Origin of the sequence: Roseococcus sp. SYP-B2431 (genome assembly GCF_004336745.1) — a bacterium.
Classification (GTDB): Bacteria; Pseudomonadota; Alphaproteobacteria; order Acetobacterales; family Acetobacteraceae; genus Roseococcus.
In genome coordinates this window covers 211,285-233,751 of the sequence record NZ_SJXD01000027.1, presented here as the reverse complement: position 1 = coordinate 233,751, position 22,467 = coordinate 211,285, and the positions used below count along the sequence as shown (strand labels likewise).

General features: G+C 72.0%; 21 protein-coding genes. 12 read left to right on the top strand and 9 right to left on the bottom strand.

The features are described 5' to 3' along the window. Nucleotides 1–31 precede the first annotated feature (31 nt). Entirely contained in the window at nucleotides 32–928 is an 897-nt protein-coding gene (locus tag EJV46_RS17585) for a DMT family transporter (RefSeq protein ID WP_165585594.1), read from the top strand. Between the two features lie 6 nt (nucleotides 929–934). Here the strand turns inward: EJV46_RS17585 and EJV46_RS17580 are convergent, their stop codons facing one another. The 3 genes from EJV46_RS17580 to hutH are packed head-to-tail and all read right to left on the bottom strand — an operon-like array spanning nucleotide 935 to nucleotide 4,076. Further along, on the bottom strand, nucleotides 935–1,372 hold the full coding sequence (locus EJV46_RS17580; protein ID WP_131549999.1) for a PaaI family thioesterase: 438 nt from the start codon (nucleotides 1,370–1,372) through the stop codon (nucleotides 935–937). Continuing rightward, nucleotides 1,369–2,526, bottom strand: coding sequence for an imidazolonepropionase (hutI, locus tag EJV46_RS17575; protein WP_206020867.1), 1,158 nt, complete (start codon nucleotides 2,524–2,526; stop codon nucleotides 1,369–1,371). The genes EJV46_RS17580 and hutI overlap by 4 nt, the downstream gene beginning before the upstream one ends. A gap of 38 nt (nucleotides 2,527–2,564) precedes the next feature. Continuing rightward, nucleotides 2,565–4,076 (bottom strand): histidine ammonia-lyase, encoded by a 1,512-nt coding sequence (gene hutH, locus EJV46_RS17570; RefSeq protein WP_131549997.1) that lies wholly within the window; start codon nucleotides 4,074–4,076, stop codon nucleotides 2,565–2,567. Nucleotides 4,077–4,179: 103 nt separating this feature from the next. Here hutH and EJV46_RS17565 point away from each other — a divergent pair, with 103 nt between their 5' ends. From EJV46_RS17565 to EJV46_RS17535, 7 genes are all read left to right on the top strand, one after another. Further along, nucleotides 4,180–5,538 (top strand): formimidoylglutamate deiminase, encoded by a 1,359-nt coding sequence (locus EJV46_RS17565; protein ID WP_131549996.1) that lies wholly within the window; start codon nucleotides 4,180–4,182, stop codon nucleotides 5,536–5,538. Continuing rightward, nucleotides 5,535–6,281 carry an SDR family NAD(P)-dependent oxidoreductase gene (locus EJV46_RS17560; RefSeq protein ID WP_131549995.1) on the top strand — a complete coding sequence of 249 codons (747 nt, stop codon included), beginning with the start codon at nucleotides 5,535–5,537 and terminating at the stop codon, nucleotides 6,279–6,281. Before EJV46_RS17565 ends, EJV46_RS17560 begins: the two co-directional genes overlap by 4 nt. 55 nt (nucleotides 6,282–6,336) lie before the next feature. Then, nucleotides 6,337–7,086 (top strand): dienelactone hydrolase family protein, encoded by a 750-nt coding sequence (locus EJV46_RS17555; RefSeq protein ID WP_131549994.1) that lies wholly within the window; start codon nucleotides 6,337–6,339, stop codon nucleotides 7,084–7,086. Nucleotides 7,087–7,090: 4 nt separating this feature from the next. Continuing rightward, nucleotides 7,091–7,396: a DUF6295 family protein gene (locus EJV46_RS17550; protein WP_206020858.1), complete on the top strand. Its 306-nt coding sequence runs from the start codon at nucleotides 7,091–7,093 to the stop codon at nucleotides 7,394–7,396. A gap of 98 nt (nucleotides 7,397–7,494) precedes the next feature. Next, nucleotides 7,495–8,496 (top strand): hypothetical protein, encoded by a 1,002-nt coding sequence (locus tag EJV46_RS17545; RefSeq protein ID WP_165585593.1) that lies wholly within the window; start codon nucleotides 7,495–7,497, stop codon nucleotides 8,494–8,496. A 227-nt stretch (nucleotides 8,497–8,723) separates the two neighbouring features. Further along, nucleotides 8,724–9,632: an acetamidase/formamidase family protein gene (locus tag EJV46_RS17540; protein WP_131549992.1), complete on the top strand. Its 909-nt coding sequence runs from the start codon at nucleotides 8,724–8,726 to the stop codon at nucleotides 9,630–9,632. Nucleotides 9,633–9,685: 53 nt separating this feature from the next. Next, a complete protein-coding gene (locus EJV46_RS17535; protein WP_131549991.1) occupies nucleotides 9,686–9,949 on the top strand; it encodes a DksA/TraR family C4-type zinc finger protein in 264 nt (87 codons plus the stop codon). 25 nt (nucleotides 9,950–9,974) lie between these two features. On the opposite strand, the gene EJV46_RS17530 is transcribed toward EJV46_RS17535, so the two are convergent. Both EJV46_RS17530 and EJV46_RS23325 read right to left on the bottom strand, forming a co-directional pair. Further along, nucleotides 9,975–10,514, bottom strand: coding sequence for a lipocalin family protein (locus EJV46_RS17530; protein WP_206020857.1), 540 nt, complete (start codon nucleotides 10,512–10,514; stop codon nucleotides 9,975–9,977). Next, on the bottom strand, nucleotides 10,511–10,861 hold the full coding sequence (locus EJV46_RS23325; RefSeq protein WP_240782639.1) for a hypothetical protein: 351 nt from the start codon (nucleotides 10,859–10,861) through the stop codon (nucleotides 10,511–10,513). Before EJV46_RS23325 ends, EJV46_RS17530 begins: the two co-directional genes overlap by 4 nt. A gap of 749 nt (nucleotides 10,862–11,610) precedes the next feature. Between EJV46_RS23325 and cydD the strand changes: the two genes are divergently transcribed. The 4 genes from cydD to recQ all read left to right on the top strand — a co-directional run bounded on the left by cydD (nucleotide 11,611) and on the right by recQ (nucleotide 17,349). After that, nucleotides 11,611–13,269 (top strand): thiol reductant ABC exporter subunit CydD, encoded by a 1,659-nt coding sequence (gene cydD, locus EJV46_RS17520; RefSeq protein ID WP_131549990.1) that lies wholly within the window; start codon nucleotides 11,611–11,613, stop codon nucleotides 13,267–13,269. Nucleotides 13,270–13,274: 5 nt separating this feature from the next. Next, entirely contained in the window at nucleotides 13,275–14,918 is a 1,644-nt protein-coding gene (cydC, locus tag EJV46_RS17515; protein ID WP_131549989.1) for a thiol reductant ABC exporter subunit CydC, read from the top strand. Between the two features lie 96 nt (nucleotides 14,919–15,014). After that, entirely contained in the window at nucleotides 15,015–15,449 is a 435-nt protein-coding gene (locus EJV46_RS17510; RefSeq protein ID WP_131549988.1) for an OmpA family protein, read from the top strand. A gap of 106 nt (nucleotides 15,450–15,555) precedes the next feature. Next, a complete protein-coding gene (recQ, locus tag EJV46_RS17505) occupies nucleotides 15,556–17,349 on the top strand; it encodes a DNA helicase RecQ (RefSeq protein WP_240782617.1) in 1,794 nt (597 codons plus the stop codon). Nucleotides 17,350–17,543: 194 nt separating this feature from the next. Here the strand turns inward: recQ and EJV46_RS17500 are convergent, their stop codons facing one another. The 4 genes from EJV46_RS17500 to EJV46_RS17485 are packed head-to-tail and all read right to left on the bottom strand — an operon-like array spanning nucleotide 17,544 to nucleotide 22,445. Then, nucleotides 17,544–19,268, bottom strand: a complete 1,725-nt coding sequence (locus EJV46_RS17500; RefSeq protein ID WP_131549986.1) for an ABC transporter ATP-binding protein/permease — start codon at nucleotides 19,266–19,268, stop codon at nucleotides 17,544–17,546. Further along, nucleotides 19,265–21,529, bottom strand: coding sequence for a glycosyltransferase (locus tag EJV46_RS17495; RefSeq protein ID WP_131549985.1), 2,265 nt, complete (start codon nucleotides 21,527–21,529; stop codon nucleotides 19,265–19,267). The genes EJV46_RS17500 and EJV46_RS17495 overlap by 4 nt, the downstream gene beginning before the upstream one ends. Continuing rightward, on the bottom strand, nucleotides 21,526–22,185 hold the full coding sequence (locus EJV46_RS17490; RefSeq protein WP_131549984.1) for a hypothetical protein: 660 nt from the start codon (nucleotides 22,183–22,185) through the stop codon (nucleotides 21,526–21,528). Before EJV46_RS17490 ends, EJV46_RS17495 begins: the two co-directional genes overlap by 4 nt. Next, nucleotides 22,182–22,445: a DUF3253 domain-containing protein gene (locus tag EJV46_RS17485; protein WP_131549983.1), complete on the bottom strand. Its 264-nt coding sequence runs from the start codon at nucleotides 22,443–22,445 to the stop codon at nucleotides 22,182–22,184. Before EJV46_RS17485 ends, EJV46_RS17490 begins: the two co-directional genes overlap by 4 nt. Nucleotides 22,446–22,467: the final 22 nt, after the last annotated feature.

The following is a 22,467-nucleotide window of genomic DNA, read 5'->3' as shown; positions in this document are numbered from 1 at the left end:
CCTCCCGAGTTTGGCGCGCGATGCGTGCCACGTGCTGAACCTTAGCCCCCGCCTGTTGTTCGGCCTGCTGCTCGGCTCGCTCGCCTCGGTGATCTGGGGCGGCCACGCGGTGGTCGCGCGGCTTGCCCTCGTCGGCCAGGGCTTCCACGTGCTCGACATCCTGTTCTGCCGCTACGTGCCGGCCTCGCTGCTGCTGCTGCCGCTGGTCTGGCGGCATCGCGAGGAAATGCGACGGCTCGGCTGGCGGCGGATCTTCGTCCTCTTCCTCTTCGCCGGCTGCGGCAACTTGATCCTCTTCGTCTCGGCGCTGAAATTCGCGCCGGCGACCCATGGCTCGACCATCGCGCCCATGATCTCGCCGGTCTTCGGCGCGCTGCTGGCCTGGTGGCTGCTGGCGGAGCGGCCTACGCGGGGCCGCGCGATCGCCCTGGCGGTCATGCTCGCGGGCGTGCTCGTCATCGGCTGGGACGGGCTCGGCCAGCATCCGGGCGCCTGGCGCGGCGACCTGCTGCTGGCGGGCGCCGGCGTCACCTGGTCCGTCTTCACCGTGCTGCTGCGTCGCTGGCAGGTCTCGGCAATCCCCGCAGCCGCGGCGGTGACGCTGGTCTCGCTGCCGCTGATCCTACCGCCCTTCCTGGCGTTCCGAGCGGAGGCCTTCTTCGCCCTTCCGCCCGGCCTGGTCGTCTGGATGCTCGTGGCGCAGGGCGTCCTGCTCGGCGCTATCTCGATGCTGCTCTTCGCCCGCAGCGTGGAGACGCTCGGTGCCACGCGGGCCAGCACGCTCTCGGTGCTGGTGCCGGTGACGGGGCTGATCCTCTCGGCCGTGGTGCTGGGCGAGGAGATCGGGCCGGTGAAGGCGCTGGGCGCCACCCTCTGCATGGGGGCGATGCTGGTCGCCGTGCTTTTCACGGGCCGCCGGGTGGGTTGAGTCGCCTCAGGCTTTCGGCTTCGTCCTGACCCAGCTCGTGGTGATGTGGACCGCGACCTCGTTGCTGTCGGCCCGGGTCACCAGCACCTCGCCGAAGATGGTGCGCCCGCTGCCCTTCAGCACGCGCGCCGTGGCGACGATCGGCCCCGGCCCGCAGGCGCGGAGGAAGTTGACGTTCATCGTCGTGGTCAGGCTGTCGTCGCGCCCTTCGGTCGCGGCGAGCAGCGCGGCCCACATGGCGATATCCGCGAGGCCCATGATGGCCGGCCCCGAGACCGTGTTGCCCGGCCGCAGCACGCGCGGGCTTGAGGGCAGCTCCAGCCTGGCATAGCCGGGCGAGGCCTCCAGCAGCCGCACGCCCCATTCGGCGCCGAGCGGCACGCCGGCATGCAGGATCGCCTCGATCTCGGCCAGGGCGATGGTGGAAGGCGGGGCAGGGGTCATGCCGGCAGCCCCGCGAACACGCGGCCGAGGCAGGGGTTGCCGCCGAGCCAGTAGCAGAGCTCGGCGGGCTGCTCGACGGCATAGAGGGCGAGGTCGCAGCGCATCCCCTCTTCCAGCACGCCGCGATCCTTCAGCCCGAGCGCCGCGGCGGCGTGGCGGGTGACGCCGAGCAGCGCCTCGGCCACCGTCAGGCGGAACAGCGTGCAGCCGAGGTTGAGCATCAGCAGCAGCGAGAGCACGGGCGAGGAGCCCGGATTCATGTCGGTGGAGAGCGCCATGCGGCAGCCCGTCGCGCGCATCGCGGCGATATCCGGGAAATACGTCTCGCGCAGGGTGAGCGTCGCGCCGGGCAGCAGCACCGCGACCGTGCCCGCCTTCGCCATGGCGGCGATGCCGCCGGCGTTGGAGCGCTCCATATGGTCGGCCGAGAGCGCACCGAAGCGGGCGGCCAGGGCCGCGCCCCCGCCATCGGTGAGCTGGTCGGCATGCAGCTTCACCGGCAGGCCGCAACGTCGCGCGGCCTCGAAGACCATGGCGGTCTCGTCGAGGGTGAAGGCGATGCTCTCGCAGAAGGCATCGACCGCATCGGCCAGTCCTTCCGAGGCCGCGCGCGGCAGGATCTCCTCCGCGACGAACCGCGCGTAGTCCCCCCGGCGCCCGGCATATTCCGGCGGCACCGCATGGGCGGCGAGCAGGCTGGTGACCACGCTCACCTCCCGCGCGCCGGGGAGCGCGCGGGCCGCGCGGAGCTGCTTCAGCTCGGCCTTGAGCGACAGCCCGTAGCCGGACTTCACCTCGACCGTGGTGACGCCCTCGCGCAGCAATGCGTCCAGCCGGGGCAGGGCGGCGCCGATCAGCGCCTCCTCGGTGGCCTCGCGCGTCGCCCGCATGGTGGAGAGGATGCCGCCGCCGCCGCGTGCGATCTCCTCGTAGGAGGCGCCGGCCAGCCGCTTCTCGAACTCGCCCGAGCGGTTGCCGCCAAAGACCAGGTGGGTGTGGCAGTCGATCAGCCCGGGCAGGATCCAGGCGCCCTTGCAGTCGGTGACGTGGCCCTGGTGCGCGGGCAGGCCGGCGCGCGGCCCGACATAGGCGATGCGACCGTCCTTCGCAGCGACGGCGCCGTCCTCGACGAGGCCCAGGGCGTCGTCGCGCATGGTGGCGAGATGGGCGCCCAGCCAGACATGGTCGAAGCTCACGCGAGCGGCACCAGGGCGGCCAGCCGGTGCCCGGCCAGCAACCTGCGCGCGGCGGCGATGTCGGGAGCCATCAGCCGGTCCTCGTCCCAGGGCGCCACATGCTCGCGCAGCGCGGCATGGGCCGTCTCGACGGGCGCGGAGCTGGTCAGCGGGCGGTGGAACTCGATGCCCTGCGCGGCCGCCAGCAGCTCGATCGCGAGGATGCCCTGGAGGTTGTCCAGCATGGGCCGCAGCCGCAGCGCCGCGCCCGTCGCCATGGAGACATGGTCCTCCTGGTTGGCCGAGGTGGGCATGCTGTCCACGCTGCGCGGATGGGCGAGGGACTTGTTCTCGCTGGCCAGGGCCGCGGCCGTGACCTGGGCGATCATGAAGCCGGAATTCACGCCGCCGGCCTGTACCAGGAAGGCCGGCAGGCCCGAGAGCACCGGGTCGGTCAGCAGGGCGATGCGGCGCTCGGCGAGGGCGCCGATCTCGGCGATGGCCAGCGCCAGCGTATCGGCCGCGAAGGCCACGGGCTCGGCATGGAAGTTTCCGCCCGACAGCAGCTCGCCGCCGGCCACCAGCAGCGGATTGTCGGTGACGGCATTGGCCTCGCGCTCCAGCGTGAGCGCCGCCTGCTCCATCAGGTCGAGGCAGGCGCCGACGACCTGGGGCTGGCAGCGCAGGCAATAGGGATCCTGCACGCGGACGTCGCCGTGGCGATGACTCTCGCGGATCGCGCTCCCGGCCAGCAGCCCGCGCAGCGCCGCCGCGGTGCGGATCTGCCCCGGCTGGCCGCGCAGCGCGTGGATGCGAGGGTCGAAGGGCGTGTCGGAGCCGCGCGCGGCATCCACGCTCATGGCGCCCGTGAGCAGCGAGGCGCGCAGCAGGTCCTCCGCGCGGAACAGCGCATCGATGGCCAGCGCCGTCGAGACCTGCGTGCCGTTCAGCAGCGCCAGCCCCTCCTTGGGCCCGAGCACCGCCGGCAGGCGCCCGATGGCGAGCAGCGCCGCATCGCCGTCGCGCCGCACGCCGGTGGTGTCGGTCGCCGAGCCCTCGCCCACCAGCACCAGCGAGAGATGCGCGAGCGGCGCCAGGTCGCCCGAGGCGCCCACCGAGCCCTGGCTCGGCACGTCCGGGAGCATGTCGTGCTCCAGCAGGGCCAGAAGCGTCTCGACGATCTCCGGCCGCACGCCCGAGGCGCCGCGCGCCAGCGACATGGCCTTCAGCGCCAGCGCCAGCCGGATCACGGCGCGCGGCAGGTCCTCTCCCGTGCCGGCGGCGTGGCTGCGCAGCAGGTTGAGCTGGAGCTTCGCCAGCTCCCCCTCATGGATGCGCGTCGAGGCCAGCTTTCCGAAGCCGGTGTTCACGCCATAGAGCGGCTCGCCGCTGGCGAGCGCGGCGTGCAGCGTCGCGAGGCCCGCGGCCACGTCCATCCCCCAGCCCTCCGCCAGCTCGAGGGCGGCGCCGTCGCGGATGGCGCGGAGACCGGCAAGGTGAGCCTGGCCCGCCTGGATGAGTTGCTTCATCGCCGGAGAATAGGGTCGGCGCGCACGGGATGTCAGCAGGCGGGGTTGCGCCTCTCGGGGGCGGCGTCGATGTTTCACCGGCACTCGCGGAGAAAGGCCCTTCATGCCGGAATTCCTGGCCGCCCATGCCCTGTTGCCGGAAGGCTGGCGGCGGGACGTGCGGGTCACCTGCGACGAGGCCGGACTCATCACGTCCGTCACGCCCGAATCGCCGGCCGGCGAAGCGCGGCGGCTGCGCGGTTCCGTGATCCCGGGTGTGCCGAACCTGCACAGCCACGCCTTCCAGCGCGCCATGGCCGGCGGCGCCGAGCGGCGCAGCCCCGCCGGGCAGGACAGCTTCTGGACCTGGCGCGAGACCATGTACCGCTTCGCCCTCACCATCTCGCCCGAGGATGCCGAGGCGATCGGCGCCCTCCTCTATGCCGAGTGCCTGGCGCGCGGCTTCACCCAGGTCGCCGAGTTCCACTACCTCCATCACGCGCCCGACGGCTCGCCCTATGCGGATCGTTCCGAGATGGCGCAGCGCCTCTTCGCGGCCGGCGAGGCCACGGGCATGGGCGTGACATTGCTGCCGAGCCTTTACCGACACGGGGGCATCTTCGGCGCCCCGCCGCATGCAGGGCAGCGCCGCTTCCTCAACGACCTCGACGGCTTCTTCGAGATCCTGGAGGCGGTGAAGGCCACCGCGCGCCGGCAGCGCAACGCCGCCTGGGGCGTGGCCCCGCACAGCCTGCGCGCCGTGACGCCGGAGATGCTGCGGGCGATGGCGGCGCTCGACGCGCCCATCCACATCCACGCCGCCGAGCAGGAGCGCGAGGTGGGCGAATGCCTCGCCGCCACCGGCCTGCGCCCGGTGGAATGGCTGCTGCGCAACTGCCCGCTCGACCGCCGCTGGGTGCTGATCCACGCCACCCACATGAACGAGGCCGAGACGCGCGAGCTGGCCGCGACCGGCGCCGTCGCCGGGCTGTGCCCAAGCACGGAGGCCTCGCTCGGCGACGGCATTTTTCCTCTGTTGCCCTATCTGGGGCAGGGCGGCGTGCTGGGCATCGGCACCGACAGCCATGTCGGCATCGACCCGGCCGCCGAGCTCCGCCAGCTGGAAACGAGCCAGCGCCTGGCGCTGGAGCTGCGCAGCGTCGCCACCGACGAGGCGCGGCCGCATCCCGGCCGCGGCCTGCTGGAGCGTGCGCTCGCCGGTGGCGCCCAGGCCTGCGGCGTGAAACTCGGCGCCATCGCCGTGGGCCTGCGCTGCGACCTCGTGGAGCTGGACGACGAGCATCCGACCCTGGTCGGCCGGGAGGGCGACGCGCTGCTCGACGCCTGGATCTTCGGCCCCGCCGACCGCATGGTCCGCAGCGTCGCCGTCGGCGGGCGGGTGGTGGTCGAGGGCGGCCGCCACATCCGCGAGGGGACCATCCGTGAAAACTTTGCCGCTACGATGAGGAGCCTGGGCGCATGAGCCTTGCGGGTAAGATCGCCTATGTCACCGGCGGCAGCCGGGGCATCGGGAGGGCCAGCGCGCTCGCCTTCGCCGAGGCCGGGGCCGACGTCGCCCTCTGCCACTATCAGGACGAGGCGGAAGGAAAGGCCGTCGTCGCGGCCATCGAGGCCATGGGCCGCCGCGCCTTCCAGATGGAGGCCGACATGGGCGAGGTCGCCCGGGTCAAGGCCTTCGCCGCCGCCGCCGAGGCCGCGCTCGGCCCCTGCGACATCCTGCTCAACAATGCCGGCATCAATATCCGCACGCCCTTCGGCGAGGTCTCCGAGGCCGAGTTCGACCGGATGTTCGACATCCACATGAAGGGCATGTTCTTCATGGCCCAGGCGGTCTATCCGGGCATGGTGGCGCGCGGCGGCGGGCGGATCATCAACATCTCCTCGCAGCTCGCCATCAAGGGCTCGGCCGGCATCGTGGCCTATTGCGCGGCCAAGGGCGGCATCCTGAGCTTCACCCGCGCGCTGGCCTTCGAGGCGGGGCCGCACGGCGTGCTGGTGAACGCCATCGCGCCCGGGCCGATCGAGACGGACCTGACGGCGCGGCGCGGGCCGGAATGGAAGGCGCGGATCTCGGCCAGCCTGCCGCTGGGGCGGCTTGGCTTCCCCGAGGAGATCGCGGCGACGGCCGTGCTGCTGGCCGGGCCGGGGGGCACCTATTATTGCGGGGCCTGTCTGTCGCCGAATGGTGGTGACATCATGCACTGACGGACCAGGACGCCGGGAACCGAGCCCCCGGCCCCCGGCGCAAAGGAGGAACAGAATGGCGTTCTACCGCGGCATGACCTGCACCAACGTCACCCTCAAGGGCGACGGCGGAACCCCCATCACCGCCTATGTGGCGAAGCCCGAGGGGCCCGGCCCCTTCCCGGGCGTGGTGCTGATCCACCACCTGCCGGGCTGGAGCGAGCTCTATACCGAGAGCACGCGCCGCTTCGCGCATCACGGCTTCCTGGCCATCTGCGCCAACCTCTACGAGCGCGCGGGCGAGGGGAATCCGGACGACGTCGCCGCCAAGGTCCGCGCCGAGGGCGGCATCCCCGATGCCCAGATGGTCGGCGACACCGCCGCCGCCGTGGCCTGGATGCGGGCGCAGCCCGAGCACAACGGCAAGGTCGGCCTCTACGGCTCCTGCTCCGGCGGGCGGCACGCCTTTCTCTACGGCTGCCAGCGCCAGGACGTGGACGCCATCGCCGAGCTCTGGGGCGGCCGCGTGGTGATGGGTGCCGACGAGCTGAACGCGAAGACGCCCGTGGCGCCGATCGACATGACGAAGGACCTTTCCGCGCCGCTGCTCGGCCTCTTCGGCAATGACGACCGCGCGCCGAGCCCCGAGCAGGTGGACCAGCACGAGGCCGAGCTGAAGAAATTCGGCAAGACCTACGAATTCCATCGCTACGACGGCGCGGGCCACGGCTTCAACTACTGGCACCGGCCGCTCTACCGGCCCGAGCAGGCCATGGACGGCTGGCAGAAGACCTTCGCCTTCTTCGGCAAGCATCTGGGGCGGTAGGGCCATGTGCACCTCCATCGTCGAGATCGTTCCCGCCGAGGGCATGGCCAAGCGCGGGGACGAATGGTTTCCGCTGACGCAGGCGGTGGTCGCCTATGACCACGCGCGGCATGCGAATCTGGGCGACGTGATCACCCTGGACTTCTTGAACGCCGGGCTGGAGCCGGGAGCGCGGGCGGCGGTCGAACTGACCCTGGAGACCGCGAAGGATCTGCGAGCGGCGTTGGAACGGGCGATCGCGGCGGCGGAGTTCGAAGAAGCAGAGGTGCGCAGCATAAAGGTAGCGCCAAAGTTGATGCGGGTGGCGTGATAACGTGCTCAACAATGAGAGACTGAATTTTGGCGCTAATTGCTCCGTTGGTCGTCGCGCCTGACAGTTCGCATTGGGCAAATTGGATCGACGATGCATTGAGCGCAGATCGCGCGCGCCGCGACGCTGCACGAGGACTCCATCAGCGGCTTCTTCATCAGGGAAAGATACCCTTCTTATCCTGGCATCATATCGAAGAGCTACTTGGCATTGAAGACGAAGCTCGTGCGCGGGAACGCATCGCTTTTCTGGAATCATTGCCGCTTGTCGCGTGGATGCGCTTACCGCGAGCGCGAGTTGGGCCTGGCTCCATCACTGACATCCTGGCAGCGGAGGTGATGGCGCACGAAGCTGGCTGCGACACTCTGACAACGGTGCGTGACCATGTCCGCCAGCTATTGATCCAGACTGGCTCGGCCACCGACGCGGTCGGCGTAGAAGGATGGGTATGGGAGTCATTACGGCCAACAATTCTCGCGCGGCGCCAACATTCAGGCATGGTTGCAGCCCTAAGTAATCTGCATACATTCAATGACAATCAGACTTTTGGCGAAGTCGCAACACAGGCGAGACGCCATCCTGAGGATGCCGCACGTGTGCTTGCAGCAATCCGTCTGCGAGCGTTTCGCGAAGCTATGACCGCGGATTCAAAGCGCACTGTGCCGGAAGCTTCCGCAATAGCAGACGACTTTATGGCGCGAGTGGTTGCCGAAATGCCTTCTCATGATGCCTCGGCCCGCGAGCTTCTCATTTCGACCTACGTTGCAAAGGGCATTGATCTGGCCGAATTTGCGACAGTGCAAAAATTTCAGACCTGTCTGTTCTCGCAACCGTGCGTAGCCATTTGCGGGCTGTGGCGGCGCAGGCAAATCTCTCTTTCGATCGCCTCAAACGGATACGAATGGAGCAATTGCCGAGTTGGCGAATTGTGCAGGCGCTGCGCAAGCATGGGCAGAAGCGAGTGGTGCGCCCCGGCAGCAACGTGGCGGACGAGCATCTTGCTGTGCTCGCTGCATATTCAAACGTACTTTACGTGGATAAGCGCACACATGAGGATTTCCGCCGCGTGCGGCAAAAAGAGCCAGCGATTGCTCAGTTAATCGGCCAGGTATCAAAGGCCAGTTCGTACTCGGATCTCGCAGTCGAAGTGCGAACAGATCGATAGAATCGATCAGCGAGGCGCGATAGCCCGTCAAGCCCATGAAGCGGCGGATGCGTGCGGGTTGTCCCGGACAGCGCGAATCCCGCTTCTTGACCCTCTTCCGGCCGCTTCCTAGCGTCACGGGTACAGCTATGGCGTGGATTGATCTCGCGCCGAGGAAATCCGATGGCCACCCACCGCTTCCGCCCCACCCGCTACCACAACACCCTCGGCACCGCGGAGCCCGTCCTCCACGTCGCCGACGGCGACACGATCATCGCCGCCACCGTCGACGCCTCCGGCCTCGACGCGAACGAGGTCGCCGTCGCCAGCCGCCCCAACCCTATGACCGGCCCCTTCTTCATCGAGGGCGCGGAGCCCGGCGACACGCTCGCCGTCCGCATCGACCGCCTGACGCCTAGCCGCGCCACGGGCTGGACCTATTCGCCCCTGGCGCTGACCGTGCTCGACCCCGCCGCGATCCCCGACCGCCCGCCGCCGCAGCGCGCCGTCTGGACCATCGACAACAATGCCGGGACGGTCCGGCTGCGCGAGCCGGAGAGGGGCCTGGAAGACTTCGCCCCCGACATCCAGCCCATGATTGGCTGCTTCGGCGTGGCACCCGCGGGCGGGCAGGCCTTCTCGACGGCCACCAGCGACCGCAACGGCGGCAACATGGATTATCGGCTCTTCGCGCCGGGCACGACGGCCTGGTTCCCGGTCGCCGTGCCGGGCGCGCTCTTCTATCTGGGCGACGGGCATGCCTGCCAGGGCGACGGCGAGATCACCGGCACGGGCATCGAGACCTCCTTCGAGATGGAGGTCACCTTCCAGGTCCTGAAGCGCACCATCGCCTGGCCGCGCGGCGAGACGGCGGAGGACATCTTCACGATCGGCAATGCCCGGCCCCTCGACCAGGCCCTTCAGCACGCCACGACCGAGATGTCGCGCTGGCTCGGCGAGGATTACGGGCTTGATGCGCGCGCGGCGAGCCATCTGATGGGGCAGGTGGTTCGCTACGACGTGGGCAATGTCTTCAACCCCGCCTTCACCGTGGCCTGCCGCATCGCCAAGCGCTGGCTGAGGAAGCGATAGGCCGATCGGCTCCAGGCCTGGAAGGGCCGGCGCCGCCCTCCCATCTCTTCGCCATGGCGACCGGATGGGCCCCGGACGGGGCGGTGCAGGATCAGATCGACGACACCGTCGCGGACGGTGTGCTGCGGGCGCGCGCCTCGATCCCGATAGGCCACGGCGAGACCCACTGCCAGGACTGCGGCGAGGAGATTCCCCTGGCGCGTCGCCGCGCGCTGCCCGGGGCGCGGACCTGCATCGAGTGCCAGTCCGAGCGCGACCGCCGGCCGGTGCAGATCGGATTCAACCGCCGGGGCAGCAAGGACAGCCAGCTCAAATAGCGCGCCGCCGCCGCCCGGCCGCTTCTCAGGGGGCGGAGCGTATCAGCCGCGACAAGTCGAAGCCCTGCGCCCGGGCGATCGCGAGCGCCTGCTCCATCTGTGGCGCCGGCAGGCTAGGCGAGCGGGACAGGATCCACAGGTAGTTGCGGTCCGGCGTCCCGACGACCGCCCACTGGTAGTCGGGGTCGAGCCCCAGCACCCAGTAATCACCGTAGAACGGCCAGAAGAAGGTGACTCGCAGCCGCGCATTGTTGCTGCCCTCGACCGCATAGGCCGAGCCCAGCACATGGCGCCGGGCCCGCGCCGGATCGAGCCCGTTCACGCATTCGTTCAGCACGGAGAGGCCCCCGCCCGCCGCCGGCTGATAGGTCGCGGTGACCTCCTCGCAGCGCAGGCTGGAGCTGTCCTGGAAGCGCTGCGGGAAGCGCGCGACCTCGTGCCAGCGCCCGGAATAGCGGGCAAGGTCGACGGAGGCGACGGTCTGGGGCGTCGCCGGCCCGGGCGCGGTGGCGCAGGCCCCCAGAAGCAAGGGCAGGAGCAGCAAGGCAGCGAGCGAGCGATTCACGGGATGCTTCCTTCGGGCCAGGTCAGGCAGTGGTCGTGGATCGCGCCGGCCGTCGTGATCCAGACCGCGTCGCGTTGGGCGGCGATCATCGTCAACGCGCGACGCAGCGCCCGGATGCGATAGGGCTGGCCGACGATGTAGGGGTGCAGGGCGATGCCCATCACCTGGGGAATGCCGTCGGCCGTCTGGCGCAGGCGCTCGGCGAAATCCTCGGCGAGGATGGCGGCGAACTGCTCCGCCCCGTCCTTGCGGGCGACGATGGAAGGGATGTCGTTCGCCTCCTGCGGATAGGGGATGCTGAGGAGCCTCCCCGCGCGCGTCTTCTTCCAGACGGGCTGGTCGTCCATGCACCAGTTGAGCGAGTAGCTGTATCCCGCCTCCTGCAGGAGGCGGGCGTGACGGCGCTCTCGGCGATCCAGGGCGAGAGCCAGCCGCGCGGCGGCCGGCCTTCATGCTCCGCGATGGCGGCGGTCGATTCCGCGATGAGCCGGGCCTCCTCGGCCTCCGGCAGGGTGCTCTGCCGCTCGCTGTTGGTGCGCCCATGGCCGGCGATCTCGTCGCCCCGCGCGCGGTGGGCCTCCATCAGCGCCGGCGCGTGGTCGTAGATCGCGCTGTTGAGCAGGACCGTGCAGGGGAGGGCGAGCTCGTCCAGCAACTGGATCAGCCGGAAGCCGCCGATGCGGTTGCCGTAGTCGCGCCAGGCGTAGTTCAGGATGTCGGGCGCCGGGCCGCCAGGGGGAGCGCCGGGGGCGAGCTCCGCCCCCAGCCCCTCGCCGAAGGCGAAATGCTCGAGATTCACGCCGAGATAGACGGCCAGCTTCCGCCCGCCCGGCCAGGATTCCGGCCGCCGCGCCGTCCAGGGCGAATAGGGGAAGCGGCCGTGGTGACGCAGCATGCGGGACTCCTCGCGGGAACCCCCGGATGTGACGCGGCCGGCCGGGCCGCGGCAAGTGGCGCGGCGGGGCGGTCTGGCCTAAACAGGGCGGGACATGGAATCGCCATCCCAGGGTTGCCCGAGCATGATCGTCCCAGACGGGGCCGCGGGGCAGGAGAATCCCGCGCCTGGCGGAACCCCGGGGGCCTGAGAAGCAAGCGCATGCGGAAGCAAGGGGCTCCAGCTTCGGCCTGGCTCATGCGGCAGGCGCGCGTCCAGGCCTGGCGCGTGGCCCTGCCGATCGGCCTGGGGCTGGCCGTCACGGCCTGCCAGGTGGCCGTCGCCTTTCTCGTCGCGCGCATCCTGACGACCCTGCTGGGCTTTTCCACCGGCGGCGGCTGGGGCGACCTCGCCGGCGCCGGCGCGCTGATGCTGGCCAGCGCCGGGCTGGGCGGCGTGCAGGAACTGGCCCAGCAATCTGCCGGCGAGCACGCCCGCGCCCGCATCCGCGCGGCCCTCTTCGCGCGGATGCTGGAACTCGGCCCCGCCGATCCGCGCGGCGTGGGAGAGAAGGCGGCCCTGCTGGTGGACCGCGTCGAGGCGTTGGACGGCTTCTTCGCCCGCTGGCTGCCGGCGATGACCCTCGCGGTGCTCTCGCCCGCCCTGGTTGTCGCCCTGGTCTGGCGGGCGGACTGGGTGAGCGCGCTGGTCCTCGCCTGCCTGGGCCTGCTGGTGCCCGTCGCCATGGCGCTGACCGGGATCGGCGCCGCGCGCGAGAGCCGGCGGCAGCTCGACGTGCTCGGGCGCCTGGCCGGCCGCTTCGTGGACCGGCTGCGCGGCCTCGCGACCCTGGTCCAGTTCAATCGCGCCGAGGACGAGGCCCGCGCGCTCGGCGCGGCGGCGGAGGAGTTCCGCTGGCGCACCCTGCGGGTGCTGCGCGTGGCCTTCCTCTCCAGCGCCATGCTGGAGCTGCTCTCGGCCTTCACTCTGGGCTACCTGGCCTGGCGCCATGGTGCGCTGATGGTCGGGCGCGGCGCGAGCGACCCCACCCTCTCGCTCTTCGTCGTGCTCATGGTTCCCGCCTTCTTCGCGCCGCTGCGCGCCTTCTCGGCCGCCTATCACGAGGCGATGTCGGCCCGGGGCGCGGCGGCGGAGCTCGCGCCGCTGCTGGAGGCGCTGCCCGCGGCCGGCCTGCTGCTGGAGGAGGTGCCGCGCCGCGTGGCCCTCGTCTTCAACGAGGTGGAGCTGCGCCACCCCGATGCGCCGAAACCCGCCCTCTCGCGCCTCACCTTCGCCCTGGCGCCGGGCGAGGTGCTGATGCTGGTCGGCCCCTCGGGGGCCGGGAAGAGCTCGGTGCTGCGGCTGCTCATGGGCTTCGCCCGCCCGACCGCCGGCCGCATCGCCGTCAACGGCCAGGACGTGACCCGCCTGCGCCCGTCCGAGCTGCGGCGGCTCTCCGCCTATGTCGGCCAGCGCGCGCATCTCTTCGGCGGCACGCTGCGGGAGAACATCCGGCTCGCCCGGCCCGAGGCGAGCGAGGCCGAGGTGATCCGCGCCGCCGAGGCCGCCCGCGTGATGGCCTTCGCCGCCGAGCTGCCGCAGGGGCTCGACACGCCGGTGGGCGAGGGCGGCCACGGCATCTCCGGCGGCCAGGCCCAGCGTGTGGCGCTGGCCCGCGCCTTTCTCCGCGACGCGCCGCTGGTCCTGCTGGACGAGCCCACCGCCTCGCTCGACCCCGGCACCGAGGCCGAGGTGATGGAGGCCATCGCCCGCCTCTGCACTGGCCGGACGGCCATCATCGCCACCCATTCCGCCGCGCTGCTCGGCCTGTCCGGCCGGGTGCTGGAGCTGGGCGACAGGAGGCTGGCCGATGCGGGCTGACCCTCATGTGGACTGATCTGGCGCGCGTCCTGCGCCTCTGGGCGCCGCGCCGCGCGGCGCTGGCGGGGGCGATGCTGGTCGCCATGGTCTCGGCGCTCTCCGGCGTGGCGCTGCTGGCGCTGGCGGGGCAGGGCGTCGCCGCCGGGCTCGCGGCCGGCGGCATCTTCGGCCTGGCCGCCCTGGTCTGGGTGCGGCCGCTGGTGCTGCTGCGCCCGCTGCTGCGCTGGGGCGAGCGCATGACGAGCCATGCCGCGGCCTTCCACGCCCTGGCCGACACCCGCGTCTGGTTCTTCCGCCGGCTCGCCGAGCGCATGCCCGGCGGCATCGGGATGCGCGGCTCGGGCGACCTGCTGGGCCGCGTGATCGGCGACGTGGACGCGCTGGACCGTCTTTATCTCGGCGGCGTCCTGCCCGCCGGGGCAGGGCTGGCGGTGCTGCTGGCGATCGTCGCGCTGCTGGCGGGCGAGCCCTGGCTGATGCTGCTGGTCTGCCTGCCGCTGGCCTTTGCGCTCGTCCTGCCGCTGCTCCTGGCGCCGGCCGCCGCGCGCGCGGCCCAGCGCGCGGCCGAGCGGCGGGGCGGGCTGCGTGCCGCCGTGGTCGACCCACTGGCAGGGCTCGAGGACACGCTCGCGGCCAATGCCGAGGCCCGCGCGATGGACCGGCTCGATGGGGCGGACCGCGCGCTGATGCGCGGCCAGCGCTCGCTGGCGAAGCGGTCGGCCTGGGCCGGGGCAGCGGGCGGGCTGCTGGCGCAGCTCGCGATCCTGGCCGCGCTCGGCTGGGGCCTGGCCGGCGGGACGGAAGCGGCCGGCATGGTCGTGCTGGCGCTCTTCCTCTCCGTGGCCGCGGCCGAGGCGCTGGGGCTCATGCCGCGCGCCGGCGCCGCGCTGGCTTCCGCCGGCGCGGGCGCGCGGCGGCTCTTCGAGGCCGCGGACACGCCCGCGCCGGTGGCGGAGCCTTCCCATCCCGCGGCCATGCCGTCCTCCAGCGAACTTGTCCTGAAGGATATCCGCTTCGGCTGGCGGCCCGGCGCGCCGGTGCTCGACAGGCTGGACCTCACCCTGGGGGAGGGCGAGCGGGTCGCCATTCTCGGCCCCTCGGGCGCCGGGAAATCCACGCTTTCCGCGCTGCTGACGAAGCTGGCGGCTCCCGAGGCCGGGACGATTCGCCTGGGCGGTACCGACATCGCCGGGCTCCCGGCTGCGGACATCCGCTCCCGGATCGTGGTGCTCTCGCAGCAGGCCCGGCTCTTCGACGACACCATCGCGGCCAATCTGCGCCTCGCCGCCCCGGGCGCGCCGGATGCTGCGCTCTGGCGGGCGCTCGCCAAGGCCGGAATCGCCGACCATGTCCGCGGCCTGCCCGAGGGGCTGGAGACCCGTTGCGGCGAGGGCGGCACCCGCTTCAGCGGCGGCGAGGCCCGCCGAATCGCCCTTGCCCGCGCCCTGCTGCCGCCCGCCGGCATCCTGATCCTGGACGAGCCCACCACCGGCCTCGACGCCGCCGCCGAGCGCGCCTTCCTTGCCACCCTCGCCACCGCCTGCGAGGGACGCAGCCTGCTGCTCGTCACCCACCGGCTGACCGGTGCGGAGCCGCTGGACCGCGTGCTGCGCCTGGCCGGCGGGCGCCTGCTGGCGGCGACGGCTTAACCTTCCAAGCCATGCAACCTGTCGACATTCCGAACGGTTGACGTGAAGCTGGGCTTACACGACCGACAGCTTCACCGGACCTGGAGAACCGCCCCGATGCATCGCCGCCTGCTGCTCTCCGCCGCCGTCCTGCCGCTGCTCGCGGCCTGCTCGGGCGCGGAGCTCGATCCCATCTTCGTCCGCGACCCGGCGAACCTCCCGCATCCCGTGATCTTCTTCAGCGAGGACAGCACGGTGCTGGACGACGCCGCCAAGGGCACCATCCGCGAGGCCGCGGAGACCGCCGGCCGCTTCGGCGATGCCCGGGTGAACGTCTTCGGCTATGCCGGCCCGATCGGCGGCGCCGCCTTCAATCGCCAGCTCTCCGACGCGCGGGCCCAGGTGGTCGCCGCCGAGCTGCGGCGCAACGGCGTGGCCTCGGAGCGCATCTTCGTCGTGCCGCGCGGCCCGGTGCCCTTCGACATGGCGCCGATCGAGAGCCGGCGCGTCGAGATCCGCTTCGCCGCCCCGGCGCCGCGGCCGCCGCAATAAGCCGCCCGCCTGCGGCCGCCCCCCTGTCCGGCCGACTCGACGCGTCTGCTACCCTGCCTGAAGCCCGGCGCGCATCTTTCCGCGCCGGGTGAGCGAGAGGCACAGCGTGACGCAGGATCCTGCGAAGGTACTTCATGACGTCTTCGGCCATGCGGAGTTCCGCGGCCGGCAGGCGGAGATCGTCGACCATGTGATGCGGGGCGGCTCCGGCCTCGTGCTCATGCCGACGGGCGGCGGCAAGTCGCTCTGCTTCCAGGTCCCCGCGCTCTGCCGCGAGGGGCTGGCCATCGTCGTCTCGCCCCTCATCGCCCTCATGGAGGACCAGGTCGCGGCCCTGCGCCAGCAGGGCGTGGCCGCCGCCGCCCTGCATTCCGAGCTGGAGGAGCCCGAGCGCCGGGAGGTCTGGCGCGGCATCAACGAGGGCACCCTCAAGCTCCTCTACATCAGCCCCGAGCGGCTCGGCATGGACGGCATGCTGGAGCGGCTGGCCCAGCGCGACATCGCCCTTTTCGCGGTGGACGAGGCGCATTGCATCAGCCAGTGGGGGCATCACTTCCGGCCGGAATACCGCGCGCTCAGCTTTCTCCGCTCCGGCTTCCCCGAGGTGCCGCGCCTCGCGCTGACCGCGACCGCCGATGCGCGCACCGTGGACGATATCCGAGCCCAGCTGGGCCTGGAGGACACTCCCGTCTTCCGCGCCTCCTTCGATCGGGCCAACATCCACCTCGCCGCCGCCCCGCGCGAGCAGGAGCGCAGCCAGATCCGCGCCTTCCTGCGCGACGCCTCGGACGGGCGGGGCGCCGGCATCGTCTATTGCGGCACCCGGGCGCGGGCCGAGCAGACCGCCGACTGGCTGCGCGCCGACGGGCACGACGCCATGCCCTTCCACGCCGGCATGCCGTCAGAGGACAAGCGCGACGCGCATCGCCGCTTCGCCCGGGGGGACGCGGTGGTCATGTGCGCGACCATCGCCTTCGGCATGGGCATCGACCGGCCGGACGTGCGCTTCGTGGCGCATCTCTCGCTGCCTCAGGGGCCGGAGGGCTGGTACCAGGAGATCGGCCGCGCCGGCCGCGACGGCCTGCCCGCGCGCACCCTCCTGCTCTATGGCGCGGGTGACATCGCCCTGGCGCGCCACCGCATCCAGCAGAGCCCTGCCTCGGACGACCAGAAGCGCATCGAGCGCGCGCGGCTCGAGGCCATGGTCGGCATCGCCGAGGCCGGCACCTGCCGCCGCCGCGTGCTGCTGCGCTGCTTCGGCGAGGACCTGGCCGCGGATTGCGGGAATTGCGACGTCTGCGCCGCGCCGCCCAGCCTCTACGACGGCAGCGTCGCGGCCCAGAAGCTGCTTTCGGCCGCGCTGCGCACGGGCAGCCGCTTCGGCCTCGGCCACCTGGTGGACGTGCTGCGCGGCCGGCTCACCGACAAGGTCGCGCAGTTCGGCCACGACAAGCTGCCGACCTATGGCGTGGGCAAGGACGTGCCTGAAGGGGCCTGGCGCGGCGTGGTGCGGCAGCTGGTGGCCCAGGGCGCGCTGGATATCGCGGTCGAGAACCATGGCGAGCTGGTGCCGACGGAGGCCGCGCGGCCGGTGCTGCGGGGCGAGACCAAGGTCATGCTGCGCGAGGAGGTGATGCGCCCGCGCAGCCAGCGGGCGAGCCGCGAGAGCCCGCAGACGGGCTCCGACGATCCGCTCTTCGGCGCGCTGCGCGAGTGGCGCAAGGCGGAGGCCCGGGCGCAGCAGGTGCCGGCCTATGTCATCTTCCATGACGCGACGCTGGCGGAGATCGCCGCGCGCCGGCCGGCGAGCCTGGGCGAGCTGCGCGAGGTTCCCGGCGTCGGGGAGAGCAAGCTGCAGCGCTACGGGGAGGCCGTGCTGACGGCCCTGGCTGCCGCTTGAGGCGCGCCCCCGGCCTCAGCTCCCTACGCCAGCCGCCGCCGAACCTGCCCGGGCTCGGGCGCTGCTGACGGTCGGCGCTCTGGAGGAGGATGCGGCCAGGCCGCCAAGGCGGCCTTCCAGCTTTTCGAGAGCGAGAACCACGGCTCGGTCCTGCCCGGCGCGATCAGCCGCGCCCTGCGCTTCGCCGGCTGACTTCACCGCGTCTCGGCGAGCTCTCCTCCTGCGATCACGAGATGGCGGTCGTGGTGCTCCGCCACGGCCGGGCGGTGCGCGATGGAGAGGATGGCCGTGCCCGGCAGCCGTTCCTTCAGCAATTCGTAGAGCCGCCGCTCCGCCGCCGGGTCGAGGCTGGCCGTCGCCTCGTCCAGGAACAGCCATTTCGGCTTGTGCAGCAGCGCCCGGGCGAGGGCCACGCGCTGCTGCTCGCCGCCCGAGAGCTGCTGCGCCCAGCTCTCCTCGGCATCGAGGCGCGGCGCGAGATGCGCGAGCCCGACCTCCTGCAGCACCGCCTGGATTTCCGCCTCGGTGAAGCGGCCGTCCGGGGCGGGATAGGCGAGCGCGCGGCGCAGCGTGCCGAGCGGCAGGTAGGGCCGCTGCGGGAGGAAGAAGGGCGCCTCGCCTGCCGGGAAGCTCACGCGGCCGCGGCCGAAGGGCCAGATGCCGGCGATGGCCCGAAAGACCGTGGACTTGCCGCTGCCGGACGCGCCGGTCAGCACGGCGCGATCGCCGGGCTTCAGCTCCAGAGCGCCGTCCGCCAGCAGCACGCGGCCGTCGGGCAGGGTCAGGTGCAGGTCGTCCACGCGGACGGAATCCGTGGCGCCCCGGCCGGCCTGCACGCCCTCGCCCCGCTCGGCCGCCGCATGCGCCGTGTCGATGGCGTCGCGGAAGCCGGTGAGGCGCGCCACCGTCGCGCGCCACTGGGTCAGCTCGGAATAATTGTCCACGAACCAGGAGAGCGCCGTCTGCACCTCGCCGAAGGCCTGCGCCGTCTGCGTCAGCCCGCCCAGCGGGATGGCGCCGGAGAAGAAGCGCGGCGCCGCGACGACGAAGGGGAAGACCGTCGCCACCTGGGCATAGCCCGAGGTGAAGAAGGTCAGCCGCTTGGTGGCCACCATCAGCGCCCACCAATTGCCGATGACCGCGTGGAAGCGGCCGGAGAGGGTGGCCTTCTCCTCCGCCTCGCCGCGATGCAGCGCGATGCCCTCGGCATTCTCGCGGAAGCGCACGAGCGCGTAGCGGAAGTCGGCCTCCACCTTCTGCTGCTGCACGTTCAGCCGGATCAGCGGACGGCCCACCAGATGCGCGAGCCAGGTGCCCACCACGGCGTAGATCAGCGCGACCCAGACCATGTAGCCGGGGATATCGATGCCCAGGATCGTGGCCGGTCCCGACAGCGTCCAGAGCACGAAGAGGAAGGAGAAGAGCGTCACCACCGTGCGCATCAGCCCAAGGCCCAGCACCAGCGAGGAATCCACGAAGAGCTTGGCGTCCTCGGCGAGGCGCTGGTCGGGGTTGTCCGTCCCGCGATCCGTCAGCGCGATGCGGTAATAGGCCCGCTTCTCCAGCCAGCCGGCGAGCATCGTCTCGGTGATCCAGCGCCGCCAGCGGATCTGCAGCGCCTGGCGCAGGTACAGCGCATAGACCGCGATGAGGATGTAGAGGGTCGCGATCCAGGCGAAGCCCGGCATCAGCCCGCTGTCCGTCTCCTGCCAGGTGAAGAGCAGGTGGAAGAAGGCGGCGGAATCGCGGGCTTCGAGCGTGTTGAAGAACTCGCGGTTCCAATAGGAGAGCAGCACCGTCATCGCCACCAGCGAGAGGTTCAGCACGATGACGACGGCGAGCAGGCCGCGCGCCTTCCAGCGCTCCTCGCTGTGCCAGTAGGGAAGGGCGAGCGAGAGCGCCTCGCGGATGGCTTTCATGGCTGTACTCCGAGATGGGCCAGGCGCGCCGCCAGGGCTTCGGCGGCAGCCATGTCGCCCGCGAGGCGGAGGCACCGCAGCGCGAGCCGCGCGGCGGGAAGCAGCTCCGGCCCCACCTCGTCGAGCTCGGCGGGATCGCCGCCGCCCAGGCCGATCAAGGCGAGGCGCAGCTCGCGGTTCTCCGGCTCCAGGCGGCAGGCCTGGGCCATGAGGTTTCGGGCGGTCTCGCGATCGCCTCGGGCGAGCGCCTCGTCCGAGACCGCGCAGAAGGCTTCCGCGCCGTTGAGCGGGAGCCGCGCGCCGGGCGGCGGCTTGTGCAGCTCGTGCATCCCCATGTCGGCCGCATGGACCAGGGCGGCGCGCATGTCGGGCGAGGGCGGCGCATCGGCCCAGGCGCGCATGACCCGCCGGAACGACCGATGGGCATCGGTGAGGGACATGCTGCGGAGCATGGCGGCCTCGTTGACCCGGTAGGCATAGAGCGTCTCGGGCAGGCATTCGATCCGGCGCCCGGCGGTCGCGGCGCGCAGCAGGAACTCCCAGTCCTCGAAGGAGGCGCGGTCGGTGCTGAAGGCGCCAAGCTGCTCGAAGACGTCCCGGCGGACGAGGAAATTGGCGTCGCCGAAGGGGTTGGCGAAGAAGCCGAGGGGAACCGGGCCGCCGAGCGGGATCCAGTGGTTCGGCATCTCCGGGATACGATCCGGCCCCGCGCCCCGGCCGGCGAAGAAATAGAATTGGCTGGTCAGGATCTCGGCATCCGAATGGCGTGCCGCGCGGACGAAGCTCTCCACCTCGTCCGGCCGCGCCAGGTTGTCGTCGTCCATGAAGAGGAGGAATTCCCCGCGCGCGGCCGCCGCGGCGCGGTTGCGCGTGGCCCCGAGATAGAGGTTCTCCGGATTCCGGAGCAGCTGCCAGCCGCGCGCGGCGAAGCGCGGCTCCAGGCTGTCGAGGAAGGACCGGGCCGCCGGGTCGGTGCTGGCATCGTCCACCAGCACCAGCTCGACCCTCGGATAGGTCTGGGCCTCCACGGAGGCGATGGCCTCGGCCAGCAGCCCATGCCGGTTGAAGGTGGCCATGCAGATGGAGACGAGCGGCGGCTCGCCGGCCGGCTCCGGCCTCGCCGCGGCGAGCGGCGCCTGGTGCAGCGCGAGCCAGTTCTCGCGATTGGCGCCGAGGTCGAAGGCCGGCCGGGCCCCCGGGGCGCCGTCGCGCAGCGTCCGGACCAGGAGCGCGGCCAGGTCGTCGGCGGTGCGGCGATAGAGCACCCGGCCGCGATCCTCCTCCGCCACGAGCTCGGCGACGCCGCCGCAATCGGCGGCCAGGAAGGGGATGCCGGCGGCAAGGCACTCCAGCACCGTATAGGGCGAGTTCTCCATGATGGAGGCGATGACGGCGATCCGGCCCGGCGCGGCCAGGAAATCCCGGGCACCGAGGACGTCGAGGTCGTTGCGCACGGCCCAAGGGAAGTTCCACGCCTGGGCGGCGCGCCCGATGTAGCGAAGCGCGCTCTCGTTCCCCATCTCGCCCACCTTGCCCAGGAAGGTGACGCGCCGGGGCGGGGCGCCGGCGGTGATCATGAGGCCGATCGCCTGGCAGAACAGCGCGAGGCCCTTCCGCTCCTCCAACCGCCCGAAGAACACGAGTTCGCCGACCGGGCCGCGTGTCGGCTCGCGGCACGCGAAACCGGCCGGCAGGAGGTTGGGGAGCACGATCGCGCGCTCCGGCAGCCGCCATCCCGCCTCGCGGACCCAGTCCAGCATGTAGCGGCTGGGCGAGATCACGAGGTCCGCGCCCTCGGCCGAGCCGCGCTCCAGCCAGGCGCGCTCGAGCTCGCCATGGCCCGTCGCGAAACGATGCGAGTATTCGCGGTGCCACTCGCTGGGCGAGTGGAGCTGGCAGATCAGCGCCGTGTCGCGGAAGGCCAGCCCCTGGCGGCGGGCCTTGACCAGGAAATGCCCGATGCCGCGCCATTCGTGGAAGTGGATGGCGTCGAAATCCCGCCGCTTCAGCCAGTGATAGGCGGCGAGCGCCAGCCGCTTGTCCTCGCCGCGCGCATAGAGGCATTCGAGGCGGATGCCCCGCCCGGCATAGTGGCGGACCCAGTGCGACAGAGGGGCGGTCTCGGTATGGTCGGCCGGATAGGCCAGGGTGACGTCATGCCCCGCCGCCGCCAGCGCTTCCGCCAGGGAGGTGAAGGCCGTGCCGATCCCGCCATTGTGGATCGGCCCCAGCATGTCCAGCGAGAGCAGGCAGATCCTCACCGCCGCCGGGCCACCAGGACGGTCCCCCGGCGCCCGCGCCGCCGGAACCCCACGCGGTCGAGCCAGTATTCCGCCTCGCCCGGCGCGTCCTCCAGCATGAGTTCGCCTGCCCCGGTCGCCGCGAGGGCGCGCAGGCGCGCCAGCGGATCGGGGTTGGCGCCGAGGCTCCGGAAATCCACCACGAGGTCCAGCGGGCCGGCGCGTTGGGCGATGTCGCCCTCGTCGAGTGCCGCTCTCATCCACCAGTCGGCCGGCCGGTCGCAATCGAGGTAATAGGTCTGCGGTCCGCGCTCGCCGGCGGGCGGGCGTTCCAGCAAGGGGGTTGCGACCTCCATCAGCCCCCAGCGCAGGGCCTCGTCCCGTAGCATGGCATCGGCATGGCGCGGCGGGTCCGGAGCGGCGACGAGGGCGGAGGCCGCCCCCTGCTGGAGCAGAGCGAGGCAGGCCCGGGCCAGGCGCGCGGGGGCGTCGCCGGTCAGCAAGCAGCGGCGGCCCGGGGCGAGGCCGAGCGCCACGGCGAGAAGGGCGTCGCCGGCGGCCGGATCGGGGAGCCGGAAGGGCGCCGGGACGGGCAGGGGGCTCTCGACGGGAGCGGGAACAGGGTCGATCGGCGCTGGCGGCGCCTGGCGGCGGAACAGGTCGCGCAGCCGCGTCATTCCGTCGTCCCGGCAGGGCGGCGCAGCCGGATGACGCCGCGCATGGCCTCGGCGGGCACCGGCTTTCCCTTGCGCAGGATCTCGATCCGGCCGGCCGCCGCGAGCCGCGCCGCCGCCTGCCGCACGGGGCCGAGCAGCGGGCGCCAATCCTCCGGCGCCAGCCCCTGCGCGACCTCGGAGGGGGTGATCGAGGCGCCCGCCCCGGCCGCCGCGGTGCGGGCCAGGATCTCGGCCTCGACCGCCTCGCGGCTCACGCCCATGCGGCACCTCCCGGCGAGGCGG

What these genes read in the sequence shown, in the direction of transcription:
- EJV46_RS17485 (WP_131549983.1), bottom strand. Translation starts at nt 22,445, where the DNA reads ATGGGCGTGAGCCGCGAGGCGGTCGAGGCCGAGATCCTGGCCCGCACC.
- EJV46_RS23325 (WP_240782639.1), bottom strand. Translation starts at nt 10,861, where the DNA reads ATGGACGACCAGCCCGTCTGGAAGAAGACGCGCGCGGGGAGGCTCCTC.
- EJV46_RS17565 (WP_131549996.1), top strand. Translation starts at nt 4,180, where the DNA reads ATGCCGGAATTCCTGGCCGCCCATGCCCTGTTGCCGGAAGGCTGGCGG.
- EJV46_RS17555 (WP_131549994.1), top strand. Translation starts at nt 6,337, where the DNA reads ATGGCGTTCTACCGCGGCATGACCTGCACCAACGTCACCCTCAAGGGC.
- EJV46_RS17500 (WP_131549986.1), bottom strand. Translation starts at nt 19,268, where the DNA reads ATGAAAGCCATCCGCGAGGCGCTCTCGCTCGCCCTTCCCTACTGGCAC.
- EJV46_RS17560 (WP_131549995.1), top strand. Translation starts at nt 5,535, where the DNA reads ATGAGCCTTGCGGGTAAGATCGCCTATGTCACCGGCGGCAGCCGGGGC.
- EJV46_RS17535 (WP_131549991.1), top strand. Translation starts at nt 9,686, where the DNA reads ATGGCGACCGGATGGGCCCCGGACGGGGCGGTGCAGGATCAGATCGAC.
- EJV46_RS17540 (WP_131549992.1), top strand. Translation starts at nt 8,724, where the DNA reads ATGGCCACCCACCGCTTCCGCCCCACCCGCTACCACAACACCCTCGGC.
- EJV46_RS17490 (WP_131549984.1), bottom strand. Translation starts at nt 22,185, where the DNA reads ATGACGCGGCTGCGCGACCTGTTCCGCCGCCAGGCGCCGCCAGCGCCG.
- EJV46_RS17550 (WP_206020858.1), top strand. Translation starts at nt 7,091, where the DNA reads ATGTGCACCTCCATCGTCGAGATCGTTCCCGCCGAGGGCATGGCCAAG.
- cydC (WP_131549989.1), top strand. Translation starts at nt 13,275, where the DNA reads ATGTGGACTGATCTGGCGCGCGTCCTGCGCCTCTGGGCGCCGCGCCGC.
- cydD (WP_131549990.1), top strand. Translation starts at nt 11,611, where the DNA reads ATGCGGAAGCAAGGGGCTCCAGCTTCGGCCTGGCTCATGCGGCAGGCG.
- EJV46_RS17510 (WP_131549988.1), top strand. Translation starts at nt 15,015, where the DNA reads ATGCATCGCCGCCTGCTGCTCTCCGCCGCCGTCCTGCCGCTGCTCGCG.
- EJV46_RS17580 (WP_131549999.1), bottom strand. Translation starts at nt 1,372, where the DNA reads ATGACCCCTGCCCCGCCTTCCACCATCGCCCTGGCCGAGATCGAGGCG.
- hutI (WP_206020867.1), bottom strand. Translation starts at nt 2,526, where the DNA reads ATGCGCGACGACGCCCTGGGCCTCGTCGAGGACGGCGCCGTCGCTGCG.
- hutH (WP_131549997.1), bottom strand. Translation starts at nt 4,076, where the DNA reads ATGAAGCAACTCATCCAGGCGGGCCAGGCTCACCTTGCCGGTCTCCGC.